This is a genomic window from Klebsiella sp. BIGb0399, from assembly GCF_003752615.1.
GTDB classification, from domain to species: Bacteria; Pseudomonadota; Gammaproteobacteria; order Enterobacterales; family Enterobacteriaceae; genus Klebsiella; species Klebsiella lignicola.
On the sequence record NZ_RKHT01000005.1, the window covers coordinates 1,637,928 to 1,654,461 of the forward strand.

Genomic DNA, 16,534 nt, shown 5'->3' on the forward strand with positions numbered 1-16,534 from the left:
CCCTTGTTTATTTATAGCTGGAACAGATGATCAAGCACGGTTGCAGATGCACCGTGAGTGATTTCCTGAACATAAGGTATCAATGCAGGAGCCAATGGCTCAATTTCTGCGGTTATTTTTTCTGTGGTACTGCGCCCAATAGTGAAAGCCAGCATTGCCAGCGCCTGAGATTTTTCGTCGGAATAACCCAATGCGTTTAACACCGCCCGCATAGTTTGCTGCTGATTATCTTTAGGGTGAGCATCGGCGTATAACGAAGACCATAATTTGGAGGCCACGCACGCGGGCGCAATATCTGAAGTATATTCGGCTGGTGAGTATTCAGTCTGCTCAACCTGTGTACTGCTATATTCGGCCATAAATACGGGCAACTGATTAGCAACTGGCCCCTGTAGTGGGAACGTACTTTTACCAACGGTAAACGTCAATACAAACAATACAGGGTAACTTAACGAAAGGTGCCGCAAGGTATTATTTTGATCCTTCCAGCATAGTCCCGCAGAATATTCACTGCTAAACAGGCATTCGTTAAGTTCGGGAAGTAATGTTTCCGGCGGCATTCGGTTAAACCCACGTAGTTTTACTATCGTCATTAACCCGCTTGATTGTTGGTGCGCTAAGAAGTCACCCAGCGTCATAGAGCTCGTGCTATTTGTACTCCTGATTAGCACAGGCGATTTCATTAAGTCGCTGATACTAAAAAGATCACCATGAATAGAGACCTCCCCCCATATGCTTCCCGACAGAATATTGGCTAAAGAAACGACAGTTTTCTGGGCGTATTTTCCTGTTAATCCGACAACTGATACAACACTTGCGGCAGCAATCAAACTGAACAACAGATTTTCGCTTAGTCCGGTAATCGCTGCCTGTTCTTCGATCGCGGCCTGTAGCACTCTTTTGCTGTTTATTTCATTTACTTCCGGCGGTAGTAAAGACTGAGGTAACGGAAGGCTCAAGGCGGGTTCGGTGATTCGTTCTGATGGTATAACGGGTGTGGGTGTGGCCGAACCAGCGATCATCGTTCGCAACAACGCCGTCTGTGCCAACGTTTCTATACCCGCCTGAGACGCTTGCTCAAAGGTTTGCCTGATTCGTGAATCCAGCTCAGCTTCCTGCTGGCGTAGCGCTTTTTTTATACGGTTTGTTTCGCTTTTTAGCGTCTTTTCCTGTCGGTTAATTTCTGCATCCAACTGCGCCTTCTTATCCATCAGTGATGCAATCGTCTGTCTGAGTTGTTCCTGCTCACTTTCATACTGAGCCAGTATTACTTGCTTCTCTGCATAGATTTGCGTCTTTATTGTCGGCAACGTCAACAGTTGTTGAATGCTACCGTCCAGAAATTCTCTTGAAACCGCAACCTTCTCAAGTTGCGTCAATGCACGTAAATACGCACTTCGATTATCTGACTCATATTCAGCCATAAAGTGAGCTAAACGCTGTAAGTGTGATTTGCTGAAAACAGGAAAATCTGTCGATGAATAGTCTAACTTTAACAGCCGTTTTATCCATGTAATGGCAGGCGCACAATCATATTTTTCGCTCAATCCGGGGAGTTGAGGCACTATAGTGATTGACTGAGAGCGCAGTTCCACACAACTTAATTCCCGATAAGAATCCAGAGGTACGTCAAAATCATATTTTTTAGGATCAAGAATGTCTCCGGGTAATCTTAGCGCCAGACCATCGGTTAAGAAGAAGATAGTAGGAGATTTATCTTGAGGTTGGTAACAGGTTAATAGCCATTCACGAATCGCATCCGGTTCGCCAGAATCATAGGGGATTTTGACAACGGAATATACGCGAGACTGGTACTCAGTCAATACACACTGGGCCGTTTTATCGGATGGCTTGTGTCTCGCTTGCCATATGCCTAATTCCCCATGGGTCACATTATTTGTAAAATGATTTAAAAATCCTATAACTTCGCCACGATCGGGATAGAGCATATGGCTGTGAGCATCTGAAAGATCCCGCAGTTCATCGCCAATAAACAGGCCAACGGGCGAAACAAAGAATACGCCAGAGGGAAGCACTTTCGTCACTTTACCGACAAAGGACACTCCATCGATATCGCCATTGATATCGTCTGGCGCAACAGGCTCTGCCAATAATACTATTCCGTTGTCAGCCTCTTCCTGAGGACGAACGACGCCAAACGTTGAGATGAGCCTACCAAATTTTTGCCCCAGAGGCAGTGAGTGATTGGATAACTGTGACACCCACTGACCTGCAACTTCCGTTTCCCCCTTCAACGTAGCAACAAGCCCAGCAACGAACGCCGGAATTATTCGATCTGAAGGAGATATGTCACGTCCCTGACTTACGAATAGACACTGCTCGATATCTTCATCAGTAACACTAATCGTTGACTGCTCAGGTAATCTATCGCTGGACTCATGAGGATCATCATTATGGAGTAGTGTAATTTCTTCACCGCGAAGAAATTGTGCGACGATGTTAGGGCAAGGCTGAGTGACGTAGAACCCAAGGATTGCGCGCCATAGCGGTTTTGGTGATGAGATATCTTTATCGTTATTTTCTGCGAGCAGAATCTCATGAATGATTTTTTGGGGATCACCTTGTTCTGGAAATTGTACGTGAGTACGAAACCAGGTTAGCACAATGGAATGGGCCTTAGGTGGTAATGCGCTCAAAAAATGTAAAATCTTGTTCGGAACCTTTGGCAAATTGTCCGCTTTAGCACCAGCCATGATCAGCTTTTGCTGCGATTCTTTCAGGCAGTTCATCAACTCAAAAGGCTCTGCACCAAAGAGATACATCTGCCTCAATCTTTCTTTAATGATATGTTGTTTTTTAGACACCCTGAGTGAGCTCCTTGGTGATTGATTTAAGAGATTAATTGATGCTGCTTATCCTGCGTAGCGCCAAAGCTCTCGCCCGCCGAGTGACTGCTCGATTAACCGGGAAAACAGCATTATCATCACACTCAACGCCTCCCCACAATTCATCCCCTCTACCAGCAAATATTATCCTTCCGTCATCACTGACGGTACAACAACCGCCGGCGAAATGTAACCACCACTGAGTGACAGAAATCGGTAAAGTAATTAGTGACTTAGACCAGAAGAGATCGCCATAGTGACTTTGAGTACCAAGCGTTTTTTCCGACCTCATGACGTGAGCCATTAACGCCCAGGCAAAGCTATCAGTTTGCCAGTACCCCGTATCTGCCCGAATAAAATAACGATTACGTTGCTTTTCCCGACAGCGCATTAACAGGTCGCTATTTGTTGGCTGGATTTCTTCTGACCATTGGTTTTTTTTTGTCTGCCAGAACGCCACATAAATATCGGGTGGCAAAGCTGGAACTTGCTTTATTTGAGTCATGGATAACAGCACGCCACTTAATGGGCCAACAGAAAAATCTTCTCTGGCTAGAAACTGCCAATTGAACTGTTCAAGCAAATCTTTTACGCGATCGGTTCCTGACAAAATCAATTCAATACTGCCAAGTGCAAAATTATTATCCACTGTTGACCAACGTCTTACCCGTTCACTCTCTTTCAACAAACCTTGCAGATGATGACGCTCGCTTTTCGTCAACATACCGCCAACTCGGGCAGTGAGTCCTTCTACCTTCTCACAAACAGACAATGTACGTTTTGCCAGTGATACCACCGGATACGGCGCATGTCGTCTTTCTATTACGCAAAGCCAGCCTGAGGCAAAAAGCAACCGGCGCAACCGCCATGCAGGTATACCTGTCGCTAGTGATACGGGCGTTAAATGTGTATTAAGCTCATCAAATGGTAGCGTACTGCGTTTTTGAAAACGCAGTGCCAGTGCTTCAGCTAACCAGTCAAATGCGGCAGGAAGCATGTGCAAATCAAACTGTTTACTCTCTACAGGCACACGTTCATCAAGTCGCCATATCGACCATGATCCGCCTAGTGAGGTAGTTTTTTGGTTTTTCAGACACTCCATTGACTCAACATTGTTTAATGGCACTAATGTTCCCCGTTGACCATCAATAAGCCAGTCATGTTGTTCGGCAACTTTACGATATGGAGCATCCGGCGCATGATCGAGGACGTGAATGTCAAAAACCAACGGTTCAACCTGTTTCTCAAGCGTTAACCGATAGCGACAAAACGCCTGTCCTGATAATGAAGTGAGTTTTTCCGGAGAAATAAATAGTCCTTCACCACCTTGTGTTGGTGTTAGTATGCCGCTGACCAGTTCTATATGATTGGAATCTCTGATTACATATTCCCCGCCAATGGCACCCACCATATGAATAACCGGCGTACTGGCTGGGTTAAGTAATATTGACTGTCCAAAACGGGCTGCACCTGTGATATAAGGTCGAGCAGGTATCCAACTCTGAACCATAAATCTACGAGCAGCACCAGGAAGTAATTTGGCAAGTTCGGTTAATTCCTGTCTACTCATCGTATCAAAGACGAGAACTTCCCAATCTTCAGAACCTGTATTTTTTCCTAGCGTCATAACAGTCAGGCCAGTATGTTCAAACATGGTGCGGATATGTACAGCATATTCATGACGAATAATCAAACAAACCAGACCATCGTCAAAATAATGACCATCCGAACTGATAAACCCAGAATCATCCCTGAAAAGGGGTAAACAACCAGCATGTAGCGCCATGCCAACCCGCGATCCAGTTAAGCCTTTTTTTCTTTTTTGTAGAAATGGAAGTAAACTCGTTAATGTAGCATTAACGTTGGTCTGATAATAAATGCTACTGTAATTTCCCAATTTTTCTGGTAACGATTCAGTTTTAACGGTATCCAAAGTCTGAGCACCAACATCATCCATTAACAGATAAAGTTCTGGAAGTTGCGGATCGGTAGCGTCTAAGTGAATGCAGAAAAGCCCATTCTCTCTGGCTTGTTGATTTTCTTCATGCCGCGTAATATCCCTCACAGCCCCCCAGAACGGGCTACTATATGCCTGCTGCATGGCTGCAGTTGATAATAGCGTATAGAATTCTTTGAATTCACTGACGAATACTTCACTAAAATCATCAATTCTCTGGTGTATTACTTTATTAACAGATTCAAATGTTGAATGGCTGTCCAGATTATTACGAACCAGTATGGCTCGCAAACGAATTTCATCTCTATAACAAGGAAAAGAAAGCCTCTTAGAATACCCAATCAGCTTTTCATTTTGGGGATGGGGTAAAAATAACCGAGAACAACCCTGTTTACTTTGACTCCATTGTTCAACTCTTCGCCATAAGCTAGGCAGTTCTCTAAAAATAAATTTCTTATTCCTATTCAGTCCCAATAATACAGAAAATCTAACCCTAAAGTCTCCTTCATCATGAGTTTCATTATCAGCACTGGCGGCAAGTAACGTTAAATATAGAATAGAAAAATGAGGTGGGATGCCTTTTATTCGAGTCAGACTATCAAGCGTTGAATCATCTCTGAGATAACGTTGTATTTTTCTTTCATCCTTACCAAATGAATCAAGAAAGCTTTGCTTAGCTTCTTCTTTACTACGAGAACCAGCCAATTGCTCAAAAATTCTTCCAGTAGTATCGATTCGACTCAAAAATACACCTGCACGGGAAGGCTCAAAAAAAACGGCGTTAACTAGTGCTGCATTCCACTCTTCTAAAGAAATAGGGAAAGATATACTCATGATTTTTATTCGCCCTTCCTCAAATTCATTTTCAACCCATCACCAGAAAATAGATGTTGAAAAATGATTTCGGCCAGTAACGGAGGAACTGCATTGCCTATCTGAGTAAATCGAGATTCAATATCACCAATAGGCTCAAAATCATGACGAAACGTCTGTATTCTGGCACATTCCCGCCATGACAAACGCCTAGCCTGTTCCAGCTTAGGCCGGGTTGAATCAATAGCAACATGTTCATATTCTTCAGAAAAATCCCAGCGCTGCTTCCAGCCGTCCTCAAGATTTGACCATGTTAACTTCATCATTGGGCTGGCTGGATGCAACGTCACATGTCGCCAGTTCGCTACGACGGTATAAGCAGGACTATCCCATTTGGCCTTACGATTTCTGGACATAAAGTACCATGAGAAGTGCCCCTCGGGATCGTGAGGTCGTTCGTAAAACTCACCCTCTGGCCATAATGGCAAATCGCGGATAGCCTCACCATGGGAAACATAAGGTTTTAAGTGCGGGTTCTTTAAGGTCGCTTTACCATGCGTTGCTGCCGGAAATTCAAAATATTGCCCCAGATCGTTTCTGACACCAATAATAAACAGGCGCTTGCGTGACTGTGGAACACCGTAAGATTTTGCATTAACAAGATGGTGACTAACTTGATATCCTGCATCCCGATAGGCGTTAACTTGTTGTTCTAAAAAGCTACCTGCGCCCAACTGCTGTAATCCTGAAACGTTTTCAGCCACAAAATACTTAGGTCGAACGATATTCAATACCCGAAGAAATTGCTTATAAAGATTGGTCCGCGCATCGTCGCTGGGCTTTCTGTTACCAGCCATCGAAAATGACTGGCACGGGTAGCCACCAACGACAACATCCACAGATGGAAAAGTTTGAATTTGAGAGATATCGCCATGCTTAACATCAGTATCAGGAAAATACTTGGCTAATGTTTTACACGCGTTTTCAACGATATCGTTAGCAAAAACAATCTTTCCTCCGGCAGATTCAATACCAAAGTCCATCCCTCCACAGCCAGAAAATAGTGAAAGAACCCGGATTTCGTCTCCTTCTCTTGCAAAAATACTATTCATATCACCATACCAGATGTCATCATTTTACTTGACCACACATATGATTTGCCTGAAATGGCAACTATTTTGTTCGAAAAATCATAGAATAAGATTATACCCCTGCATAATGGCATCGATCACTAACTATGTTATTTTTTTGAAAGTGTTTTCACCAGCCAAAGCCCCACCCACAGTCCAGCATCTAGTACCAGTACTCGGCTTACACCCCAACTTTGAAGCGGCTGATCTGTAAGCAACCCGGTAAACCGGGCCATTTACTTTTAGAGATCTTCCGGCATACTGACTATGTCCCTGGATGAGATCACCATGCGCAAAGCCGGATTAACCGAACACCAGATCATCGCTGTTATGAAGTCCGTCGAAGCCAAACGTACCGTTAAGGATGTCTGCCGCGATGCCGGGATCTCTGAGGCCTTGTACTATAACTGGAAAGCGAAGTTCGGCGATATGGAAGTCTCTGATATCAAAAAGATGAAAGAACTTGAGGATGAAAACCGCCGACTGAAACAGATGCTTGCGAACCTGAGTCTCGAATGCCGCGGAGTGAAAGACGTTATTGAAAAAAGCTTTAAAACCAGCGATAAAGCGTGAGTTGGTCCATCGATTTTATGCACTATGCGCTGGTGTGCTGCAGGCGCTTACGGACCTTCAACGTAGTGGATGGTTTTAATCGCGAAGCGCTGGCGATCGAAATTGACCTGAATATCCCGGCGCAGCGGGTCGTGAGAGTGCTGGACAGGAACGTGGCAAACTGCGGATACCTGCTGAAAATGCGGATGGATAGCGGCCCGGAGCTGGTCTAGCTGACGCTGGCACAATGGGCAGAAGAGCATGGTGTGATGCTGGAATTTATCAGGCCCGGCAAGCCCACGCAGAATGCCTTTATCGGACGGTTCAACCGGACGTACCGGACAGAAATATTGGATTTTTATCTATTCAGAACCCTGAATGAAGCACGGGAAATTACATAGCGCTGGCTGGCTGAATATAACGGCGAGCGCCCTCACGAGTCACTGAACAACTGGACACCTGAAGAGTACCGGCTGATGGCTGAAATCCCATAAAGTGCGGGGAACTAAAACCGGTGCACTTACAGTCATTTTTGAAACATTGGCCAAACTTCTAGGTGTATCTCCCAATGTTAATTTTTCCGATTATTTTAAATAACATGATGGATAAATGGTAGTTCAATAGAGAAGATAAGAAATCCGCCAGTAATTCACTTGCAAAAACTCATGAAGAGGGGAACTTCAATAAATATGAAAGTATAATTTTTTAATACCAGTGAAACCCAATTAGTTATACACTTTCAGGCTCCCGAAAAACTAATAATTCGGTTGTAGATGAAATTACAAAAGAGCTTGAAAATCAAACTAAACAACCATCACATGGTGATATAAAAACTCTCACTTGTCATTCTCTTGATAATTGAAAAACAAAATTAGATTAACAATATTTCTATTTACTTACCATCAATAAATATCATTTTCAAGACCAGATACCCCCCACCTATCCAAAGCATCCATTTTGCAATGCTATTAACTTTTTCCAACCGTTCTTTTGCATTATCTATTTTATGATAAAGCTCTAATGAGATTTTTTTGGCTGCATCCCTAACTTCCACCCCTTCATCAAATTTAGAATACCTTGAAAAAGAGTCATTAAGACTATTTTTTAAAGTTATATAGGACTCATATAAAACTTGGTTGGACATAGAAGTTATGTAATATACGAGAAAGAGACCTATAAAAATCAATAAAGAATCCCAGAAGCCGCTGGCTTTAGCTAATCCACCGATCGCAATCAAGGCCCCAGGAATTGCAAAAGCTTTTGTCTGACTAGATGAAACAAAATCATTTATTTTGGTTGTATACTCAAGGTTTTTTTGTTCCAATTCAGACAATAGTTTGTTAACGGAGAATCTATTAGTATATAACTCCAAAAGATCGTTATACCGGTTAAAAACCCTCTCGCTTATTGTGATTAGCGCTGAAACATCTTTACTCTCAATGTTATTAATCAAATCATATATAGCAGTACGAATAATAGATTTTCTTTCGGGAGACTGAGCATCCTCGACATCAAGTACCTTTATTATTTTATCAACTGAGTCTACAGCGACCTTGCTATAGGGAGCTTTTATAATATAGTCCAATCTTTCGTAGGAATTAATAACTAACTCCTTACCACCATTATCACTTGGTATATAGAGTATAAACTTCCCTCCAATTTGATGATTAGCAACACTGGATAATACTGAAGTCCATTTTAAGTAAATATCAATACTACCAATTTTATCATCAATTAATAGTGAAGAAATCTTCTCAGTGAGAATAATAAAATCATTAGGAACATAACCTAGAGAAATACATGTTCTCAAAAAGGAATCTAGCGTACTATATATATTTGAATCATCTCGAAATGCCCCAGAAGACAACGGGAAAATAATTTCTTTACTTTCAACTTCAGGTTCTACGGCTAAACCATAATCTTTGATTAACTTAGATATTATATTAATATCAATTGATTGGTCTTCAAATTCGAGCAACATATAGCCACTATCGACTTCAATTTTTGCCGATAAGATAGCATTTACTAATGTTTCAAAACCATTCATGTCGCTCATCACTTCTCCTTGTAAATTTAACCAACTATTTTCTCGATTTCAGTTACTGCATTATGCGACAATCGTATTATTAATTGGCCATTAGCTCTATCATATATAACTTTTGCATTTGATGTATCATCCTCGCTAATTGCATCAACAGATATTTTACATTCATATTCCTGTTCCGCATCAGAAATCTTTATTTCTCCAAAGCTACTTCCAGAAAATCTACTTGGTTCGAAAAAATCATCAATAACATATTCATTAACATCCGCGAACTGTACAAACTTCCCTTTTAATTCTTTATTTTCAGGAAGGGTTTTCTCTATACAATTCCCTATATCTTCAATCGTTAACTTTCTATCATTGGGATCTTTTGCTTTTGATTTCATCAAAGCTTCGACTGCTTTCTTTACTTTAACTCTATCGATGTGCTTTAACTTCATTACCTTAACAAAATCATCAACAGCTCTATTTGTTTCATCAATACTTCTATTATTATCAATTTTTGGGTTACAACCCAATGCTCGCTTAAAGAATTCGCTACTAGATCGACCAGATATAAAGTGCAGATAAGGGTCGCCATTATTTTCTGGGTAGCTTGCTTTGAATAAAGTCAAATCAACAAGGACAGCTTGTCGCAAGGAATCTATATCTATAGATGGTAATTTCTCTGGAATAAGATTTTTATCGAAATTAAAGACTCCCTTTCTATCCACCATGATAATAAAAAGACGACCACTACTTTCTTTATCATTATCTACATTGTAATGAATAAATATTATAGCCCCACCAGAAAGCCTTGATTTGTCATTATTCGCTTCACCTCTCATTCTATCCATCATTGACTGAACAAAAGATTTAAAATCTATATTTTGATTTAGATATTTACTGAAAGAAATAGGTGCACTTAATGGCATTTTATTTTCATCGATTACACCATGAAGTTTCCTTTTAAGTTTAAATTTTTTCTCGATTTGTTTAATAAAAAGCTGAACGTCTTCTGTATCTAATGTCCAAACTTCACCTAAAGACTCTTTAAATATAGGGCCGGAGTCCCCTGACACTTTATCCAGAGTTGCTGTCAATGCAAACTGAGGGACATAACTTTCCTCCTGCACATCCAAGCTTGAGTCATAGCCACAAGCACACACTTCATCTGAATCAAGCATGCTACCGCATGAGGGGCAATTATTATTTAAATGTTCATTACTATCAGCCATGTATGGTCCTTATTCAAAATCATTCCAACCGAGAACATATAAAAACTACATAATATATTATATTCTTATATTTACTTGCTAGTAATCATTGAAGTATACAATCATGTATATAAAAACAGTATATTACAATGACATTAAACAGCCAAAAGGTTTTACCTATTAATATATATAATTCTACGATTTTTTCTCTCTGAGGAAGAAGACATCCAAGAGATATCCCCCTTTATCGATAGTATATAACTTTGCAGATGCAGATAAGATCTATTGGTGGTCATTCTGGTGGTCTTGACAGAACGGCAATTCAGGTTTAGCTTACATATTAGCCAGTTACTGGCAAAGGCGATCCCAGTCAGAGGAGCCATATTAGAGAAGCCCGCTTAAGGAAACTTAAGCGGGCTTCTTGCATTGTAGTAAGGAGAATTCACTACAGGGTAAAGCCGTAATGGGAACCATCCGGTAGCTCCACGTCAAGACGTAGTTTGCCGCCCGTCGCCTCTACATAGCGTTTGAGCGTGGACAGTTTCAAATCCCGCCCCGGCTTCTCCATACTGGCAACCGTAGGTTGCCGGATCCCCAAAGCCTGCGCCATTTCTACCTGGGTTTTCTGTACTTTCTCACGCAGTTCGGCAAGGTGGATATTGAGCAGGATGTCCGTAGCCATTGCCCGTGCATCGGCCACGACATTCGGTGTTTCATCAGCAAGAAGCTGTTCGAGCGTTCTGCCCATCGCGCTATTCCTCATCATCTGGCGTATTTAAATAATCGCTGAACTCCCGATCGGCGACCGGGATCATCTGGTCATAAAAGCGTTTTTCATTCCCGACCTTAGTAGCGACGCCAGTACACAGGCCCGGTCAGCGGCACCAAGTTCACTAAACCAGATATCAAACCGATCCGTAGTCTTAATCGTCCACACAGGCCCCTCCTTGCAATATAGATCCCAGGCTATATAGATGCAAATCAATAATGCAGATAATGGGGACCCGCCAAACAAAATGCATGGCCATTTATTGATAAAAGGAAAACGCATTCCAACCATTGATTGAAAGGGGTGTAAATGTGCCGTTGTATTGCGGCCGGGCTCCATTGCCAGACAGGACAGTTACCGCATCCCCCTGTGACAATTCCTCCCGAGCACGGCCACTAAATGCCTCGTCCCGTGCGGTTTGTTTCATCCGTCAGCCCAGACGCCACAAGGCTTTTGATGCCCGGTAAGCCTGTTTTGATGATGCCCACCCCTGTGGCAGGAGGGCAAAACCGCCTCCAGAGCCGCGATATCATTTTCTTTCGGTGGGGAATATGATGAGGCACATTATCTTTGCGCAATGCGGTGACTGAGAATAAATGGATGTAATAAGCATCATTATGTCGGCGGGTAAATCTTCCGTTGATGTCGCACTTTATACGCTCTTACCCATCATGGTCGTGATGCTGATGATCATGAAATACCTGGAAGTGCGCGGCGTGCTCGATGTTATCGTCCGCTGGGTTGCTCCGTTACTCAAGCCTTTCGGCCTCAGCGGCATGAGCGCCTTCGCGCTGATCCAGATGAACTTCGTGAGCTTTGCCGCCCCGCTGGCCACGTTGTCGATCATGGATAAACGCGGCGTCTCAGACCGGCAGATGGCCGCAACCCTCGCCATGGTGTTCGCCATGGGACAGGGTAACGTCTTTTATCCGCTGACCCCTTTTGGCCTGCACTGGACCGCCTCGATTGCCATCTCCATGGTCGGCGGTCTGTGCGCGGCGGCAGCCACCTGGTATATCACCGGTCGCCGGTTGTCTATCGCGGAGAATCCACGTGCTGAAGCGCTGCCGAATAGCGAGCAAAACAGCCAGGGGATGCTCGCGGTGATTAACAACGCCGGTTCCGATGCCATTCGCCTTGCGCTTGGCGCGGTCCCCATGCTGATCCTGTCGCTAACCATCGTCGGCATCATGAAGGAGGCAGGCCTCATCGAACTGCTGCAGCAACTGCTGATGCCGCTGCTGCTGTGGTTAAACATTCCGGTGAATTTCGTCCTGCCAACCCTGGTGAAATGCGTCGCCGGCGGCACCGCCTATTTCGGGGTCGTTTCTGAATTAATTCAGCAAGGGAAAGTCACCGTCAGCCAGCTCAATGCCTCCGCCGGGCTGCTGGTCCAGTCGTTTGACCTGCCGGGTATCGGCATCTATCTGGGGATCAGCTCGCGCTTTGTTCGCCTGTTTCGTTTTGCCGCCCCGGGCGCCATTATCGGCATTCTGGTGCGGACAATCATGCATGTGACGATATTCTGATTCATGGCCGGTTAAACACAGACTAAACCAATGGTCTATTCCGATTGTAAGAAATGAGGGAACCGGCAATTATCGCCGGGGAAATCATAGCGCAGAGAAAGTCGGATGGAATGGTGGGTCAAAAAAGTACGGTCAGCCAACGAGGCAGGCCCGCATTGTGTGGTCTTGCAAAGTGGTCAGTTAGCGATAATCGCCACGGTTGATTCCTGCCATCTCCCCCTGCGGTGTGGCGATAAGCTCACGCCACTGGCAAACGCTCGCTATTGCATTAATGGCAACCTGGCAAACAGCGTAAAAGTTATCAAAGCACGCCCCTACACTACCGAACACTGGGCTGAAGCCGTCACGCCTGCGTAAAACATCATCAACAATATCGAATTCAATCACTTTCGCCGCTAAGCCGCTGAAATTCCCCTTCGCACTTTTCCGTCTGTGACATACTATCGGGCATGTCAGCAGACCTGAAATAAGGAGCGAAGATGAACCAGAAGGCCGCCAGTCTGACCCCGGAGCAAGCGCTGAGCCAGCTTGAAGCGCAGTATGAACGTTCGGTCGATGCATTACGTAAAGCCATCGGCGAGTATATCAACCAAAGCGTACTCCCTGATGAAGAAGAGCGCGCCAACGGACTGTTTGTCTATCCACAGCTGTCCGTATCCTGGGATGGCGCCGACCATAAAGCGCTAAAAACCCGAGCATGGGGCCGCTTCACTCATGCCGGTTGCTACACCACGACCATTACCAATCCCAAACTTTTTCGTGCCTATCTGCTGGAGCAGCTCACGTCGTTGTATCAGGATTACGGCGCGCATATCAGCGTCGAGCGGTCGCAGCATGAAATCCCCTATCCGTATGTCATCGATGGTTCAGCCTTAACGCTCGATCGTTCGATGAGTGCTGGCCTGACCCGACATTTCCCGACCACCGAGCTGTCGCAAATCGGTGATGAGACCGCCGACGGGCTGTTCCATCCGACCGAGCATCATCCGCTTTCCCATTTTGATGCCCGCCGTGTGGATTTCTCCCTCGCGCGCCTGCGTCACTACACTGGCACGCCGGTCGATCACTTCCAGCCGTACGTCCTGTTTACCAACTACACGCGCTACGTCGATGAGTTCGTCAGCTGGGGATGCAGCCAGATTCTTGACCCCGACAGCCCCTATATCGCCCTCTCCTGCGCCGGCGGCATCTGGATCACCGCCGATACCGAAGCACCGGAGCAGGCTGTTTCCGATCTGGCGTGGAAAAAGCATCAGATGCCAGCCTGGCACCTGATCACCAAAGATGGTCAGGGAATTACCTTGATTAATATCGGCGTCGGGCCGGCAAACGCCAAAAACATCTGCGACCACCTGGCGGTCCTGCGTCCGGACGTCTGGCTGATGATTGGCCACTGCGGCGGCCTGCGTGAAAGCCAGACCATTGGGGACTACGTGCTGGCGCATGCCTACCTGCGCGATGACCACGTGCTGGATGCGGTGCTGCCGCCCGATATCCCGATACCCAGCATTGCCGAAGTGCAGCGTGCACTTTACGACGCCACCAAGCAGATTAGCGGCATGCCGGGAGAAGAGGTCAAACAGCGCCTGCGTACCGGGACGGTCGTGACGACCGATGATCGGAACTGGGAGTTGCGCTATTCCGCCTCGGCGCTGCGCTTTAACCTCAGCCGTGCCGTCGCCATCGATATGGAAAGCGCCACCATTGCCGCCCAGGGCTACCGCTTCCGCGTGCCGTACGGCACACTGCTGTGCGTGTCAGACAAACCGCTTCACGGCGAGATTAAGCTGCCCGGCCAGGCGAACCGTTTCTATGAAGGGGCCATTTCCGAACATTTGCAAATCGGCATCAAGGCCATCGATTTACTACGCGCAGAGGGCGATCACATGCACTCCCGTAAGCTGCGCACCTTCAACGAACCCCCGTTCCGCTAACGCCATAGCCCATAGCCCTGCGCGTGCTTCGCGCAGGGCACCGGAAAATAACAGCACCATCCAGAAGACAAAAAGCAAAAAACCCGCTTAAGTTTCCTTAAGCGGGTTTCTTAAATATGGCTCCTCTGACTGGACTCGAACCAGTGACATACGGATTAACAGTCCGCCGTTCTACCGACTGAACTACAGAGGAATCGTGTGAACGGGGCGAATATTAACGGCGGTGGGTGCCCTTGTCAAAGGCTGTTTTCATAATTCACACCGTTTGCCGATTTATTCTCCACTTTGCACAAATATTGCCGTTTTTACTGAAAAGTGGTTATGTTTCGTCCACTTGAGTTTTGACGCGCGGATATTTCCACAGCCAACGCCCGCTCACCATACGGCCATAGAACAGCACGCCGCGTACCGCCCAGTCGAGCACCATGCCCAGCCAGACCCCGATGACCCCCATCCCCAGCACAATCCCCAGGGTATAGCCCGCCACCACGCGACAGCCCCACATTCCCAGCATCGATACCCACATGGTATAGCGCACATCGCGCGCACCTTTAAATGCGCAAGGTAAAATCCACGAGGTCGCCCAGATAGGCATAAAGAAGGCGTTCAGCCATAGCAGCTCTTTAACCACAACTTTGACGTCTTCTTCGCTGGTGTAGAACGAGGCGATCAGATTAGCAAACGGCGCCGTCCCCCACGCAATAACCGTGAGCACCACCGTCGATAGCCAGAACACGTGCCACGCCTGGCGCTCCGCCTGTCCTATTTGTCCTTTACCTAACCGTTTACCGGTAATGATCGTCGAGGCGGACCCCAGTGCGTTACCCGGCAGGTTAATCAGCGCGGCGACGGAAAAGGCAATAAAGTTACCAGCGATAACGTTAGTCCCCATTCCGGCGACAAACATTTGCGTCAGCAGTTTGCCGCTGTTGAAGAGTACGGACTCGATGCTGGCCGGAATACCGATGCCCATCACTTCCCAGATAATCGCAAAGTTGAAGGGCTGGAAATAACTTTTGATCGAAATACGCAGCGCCGGGTTAAAGCCAATCGCCAGCACCCAGATAATCGCCACCGCGCCAATATAGCGGGCAATCGTCAGCCCCAGACCGGCGCCAACAAACCCCAGGCCCGGCCAGGAAAAAATACCGTAAATCAGGATACTGCTGATAATGATGTTGAGAATGTTCATCCCGCCATTGATCAGCAGCGGAATTTTCGTGTTGCCTGCACCGCGCAGCGCCCCGCTGCCGATCAGCGCGATGGCCGCCGCCGGATAGCTCAGCACCGTCAGCTCAAGGTAGGTCAACGCCATCGCCTTCACCTCTTCCGAGGCCTCACCGGCAACCACGTCGATGATCTCCTTCCCAAAGGCATGGATCACCACCGCCAGCAGGATTGAGAACAGCGTCATGATCGCCAGCGACTGTCGGGCCGCCGCTCTTGCCCGTCGCCGGTCACGTTTGCCCAGGCTAAAGGCCACCACCACCGTGGTCCCAAGGTCAATGGCGGCAAAGAACGACATGATCACCATATTGAAGCTATCGGCCAGACCGACGCCGGCCATCGCCTCTTTTCCCAGCCAGCTGACCAGGAATGTGCTCAGCACGCCCATCAATAAAACACAGGTATTTTCGAGGAAAATAGGCACAGCAAGGGGGCTGATTTCGCGCCAGTACAGCACACGGTAACTCTTACGTTTTTTGAACCAGGTTGTTCGTTCAAAGACCTGGCGCACTGCGGAGGTGGCGTTCAAGGGAGACC

General features: G+C 46.1%; 10 protein-coding genes, 1 tRNA gene and 2 pseudogenes. 4 read left to right on the top strand and 9 right to left on the bottom strand.

All coding sequences use genetic code 11. The features are described 5' to 3' along the window. Window positions 1-11 precede the first annotated feature (11 nt). From EDF82_RS08145 to EDF82_RS08155, 3 genes are read right to left on the bottom strand one after another with little or no spacing between them, the layout of a single operon-like run. On the bottom strand, window positions 12-2,825 hold the full coding sequence (locus tag EDF82_RS08145) for a kinetochore protein (RefSeq protein ID WP_123755002.1): 2,814 nt from the start codon (window positions 2,823-2,825) through the stop codon (window positions 12-14). Window positions 2,826-2,859: 34 nt separating this feature from the next. Then, entirely contained in the window at window positions 2,860-5,637 is a 2,778-nt protein-coding gene (locus EDF82_RS08150; RefSeq protein ID WP_123755003.1) for a hypothetical protein, read from the bottom strand. A 5-nt stretch (window positions 5,638-5,642) separates the two neighbouring features. Then, window positions 5,643-6,728, bottom strand: coding sequence for a DNA cytosine methyltransferase (locus EDF82_RS08155; RefSeq protein ID WP_045338337.1), 1,086 nt, complete (start codon window positions 6,726-6,728; stop codon window positions 5,643-5,645). Window positions 6,729-7,034: 306 nt separating this feature from the next. Between EDF82_RS08155 and EDF82_RS08160 the strand changes: the two are divergent. Beyond that, window positions 7,035-7,792 (top strand): annotated as a pseudogene (locus tag EDF82_RS08160) (integrase core domain-containing protein). Between the two features lie 398 nt (window positions 7,793-8,190). Here the strand turns inward: EDF82_RS08160 and EDF82_RS08165 are convergent. The 4 genes and pseudogenes from EDF82_RS08165 to EDF82_RS25420 all read right to left on the bottom strand — a co-directional run bounded on the left by EDF82_RS08165 (window position 8,191) and on the right by EDF82_RS25420 (window position 11,475). Further along, a complete protein-coding gene (locus tag EDF82_RS08165; protein WP_120763976.1) occupies window positions 8,191-9,354 on the bottom strand; it encodes a hypothetical protein in 1,164 nt (387 codons plus the stop codon). Window positions 9,355-9,371: 17 nt separating this feature from the next. Further along, window positions 9,372-10,559: a nucleoid-associated protein gene (locus tag EDF82_RS08170; RefSeq protein ID WP_090049498.1), complete on the bottom strand. Its 1,188-nt coding sequence runs from the start codon at window positions 10,557-10,559 to the stop codon at window positions 9,372-9,374. A 424-nt stretch (window positions 10,560-10,983) separates the two neighbouring features. Continuing rightward, the gene (locus tag EDF82_RS08175; RefSeq protein ID WP_123755004.1) at window positions 10,984-11,286 is read right to left on the bottom strand and encodes a helix-turn-helix domain-containing protein; all 303 of its coding nucleotides are present in this window, start codon (window positions 11,284-11,286) and stop codon (window positions 10,984-10,986) included. A 4-nt stretch (window positions 11,287-11,290) separates the two neighbouring features. Further along, window positions 11,291-11,475, bottom strand: a pseudogene (locus EDF82_RS25420) (hypothetical protein). Between the two features lie 428 nt (window positions 11,476-11,903). On the opposite strand from EDF82_RS25420, the gene EDF82_RS08185 reads away from it, so the two are divergent. The 3 genes from EDF82_RS08185 to EDF82_RS08195 all read left to right on the top strand — a co-directional run bounded on the left by EDF82_RS08185 (window position 11,904) and on the right by EDF82_RS08195 (window position 14,770). Then, complete coding sequence (locus EDF82_RS08185) at window positions 11,904-12,836, top strand: nucleoside recognition domain-containing protein (protein ID WP_123755005.1); 933 nt, start codon at window positions 11,904-11,906, stop codon at window positions 12,834-12,836. Between the two features lie 105 nt (window positions 12,837-12,941). Next, a complete protein-coding gene (locus EDF82_RS08190) occupies window positions 12,942-13,193 on the top strand; it encodes a histidine kinase (RefSeq protein WP_123755006.1) in 252 nt (83 codons plus the stop codon). Window positions 13,194-13,315: 122 nt separating this feature from the next. Next, window positions 13,316-14,770, top strand: coding sequence for an AMP nucleosidase (locus EDF82_RS08195; protein WP_123755007.1), 1,455 nt, complete (start codon window positions 13,316-13,318; stop codon window positions 14,768-14,770). A gap of 117 nt (window positions 14,771-14,887) precedes the next feature. On the opposite strand, the gene EDF82_RS08200 is transcribed toward EDF82_RS08195, so the two are convergent. Then, window positions 14,888-14,963 (bottom strand) — tRNA-Asn (locus EDF82_RS08200). A 126-nt stretch (window positions 14,964-15,089) separates the two neighbouring features. Further along, window positions 15,090-16,526: an EmmdR/YeeO family multidrug/toxin efflux MATE transporter gene (locus EDF82_RS08205; RefSeq protein WP_123755008.1), complete on the bottom strand. Its 1,437-nt coding sequence runs from the start codon at window positions 16,524-16,526 to the stop codon at window positions 15,090-15,092. Window positions 16,527-16,534 lie beyond the last annotated feature (8 nt).

Excerpts from the sequence above, each read along its gene's own strand:
- EDF82_RS08150 (WP_123755003.1), bottom strand. The coding sequence starts at position 5,637 with ATGAGTATATCTTTCCCTATTTCTTTAGAAGAGTGGAATGCAGCACTA.
- EDF82_RS08165 (WP_120763976.1), bottom strand. The coding sequence starts at position 9,354 with ATGAGCGACATGAATGGTTTTGAAACATTAGTAAATGCTATCTTATCG.
- EDF82_RS08190 (WP_123755006.1), top strand. The coding sequence starts at position 12,942 with ATGGAATGGTGGGTCAAAAAAGTACGGTCAGCCAACGAGGCAGGCCCG.
- EDF82_RS08195 (WP_123755007.1), top strand. The coding sequence starts at position 13,316 with ATGAACCAGAAGGCCGCCAGTCTGACCCCGGAGCAAGCGCTGAGCCAG.
- EDF82_RS08185 (WP_123755005.1), top strand. The coding sequence starts at position 11,904 with ATGGATGTAATAAGCATCATTATGTCGGCGGGTAAATCTTCCGTTGAT.
- EDF82_RS08155 (WP_045338337.1), bottom strand. The coding sequence starts at position 6,728 with ATGAATAGTATTTTTGCAAGAGAAGGAGACGAAATCCGGGTTCTTTCA.
- EDF82_RS08170 (WP_090049498.1), bottom strand. The coding sequence starts at position 10,559 with ATGGCTGATAGTAATGAACATTTAAATAATAATTGCCCCTCATGCGGT.
- EDF82_RS08175 (WP_123755004.1), bottom strand. The coding sequence starts at position 11,286 with ATGGGCAGAACGCTCGAACAGCTTCTTGCTGATGAAACACCGAATGTC.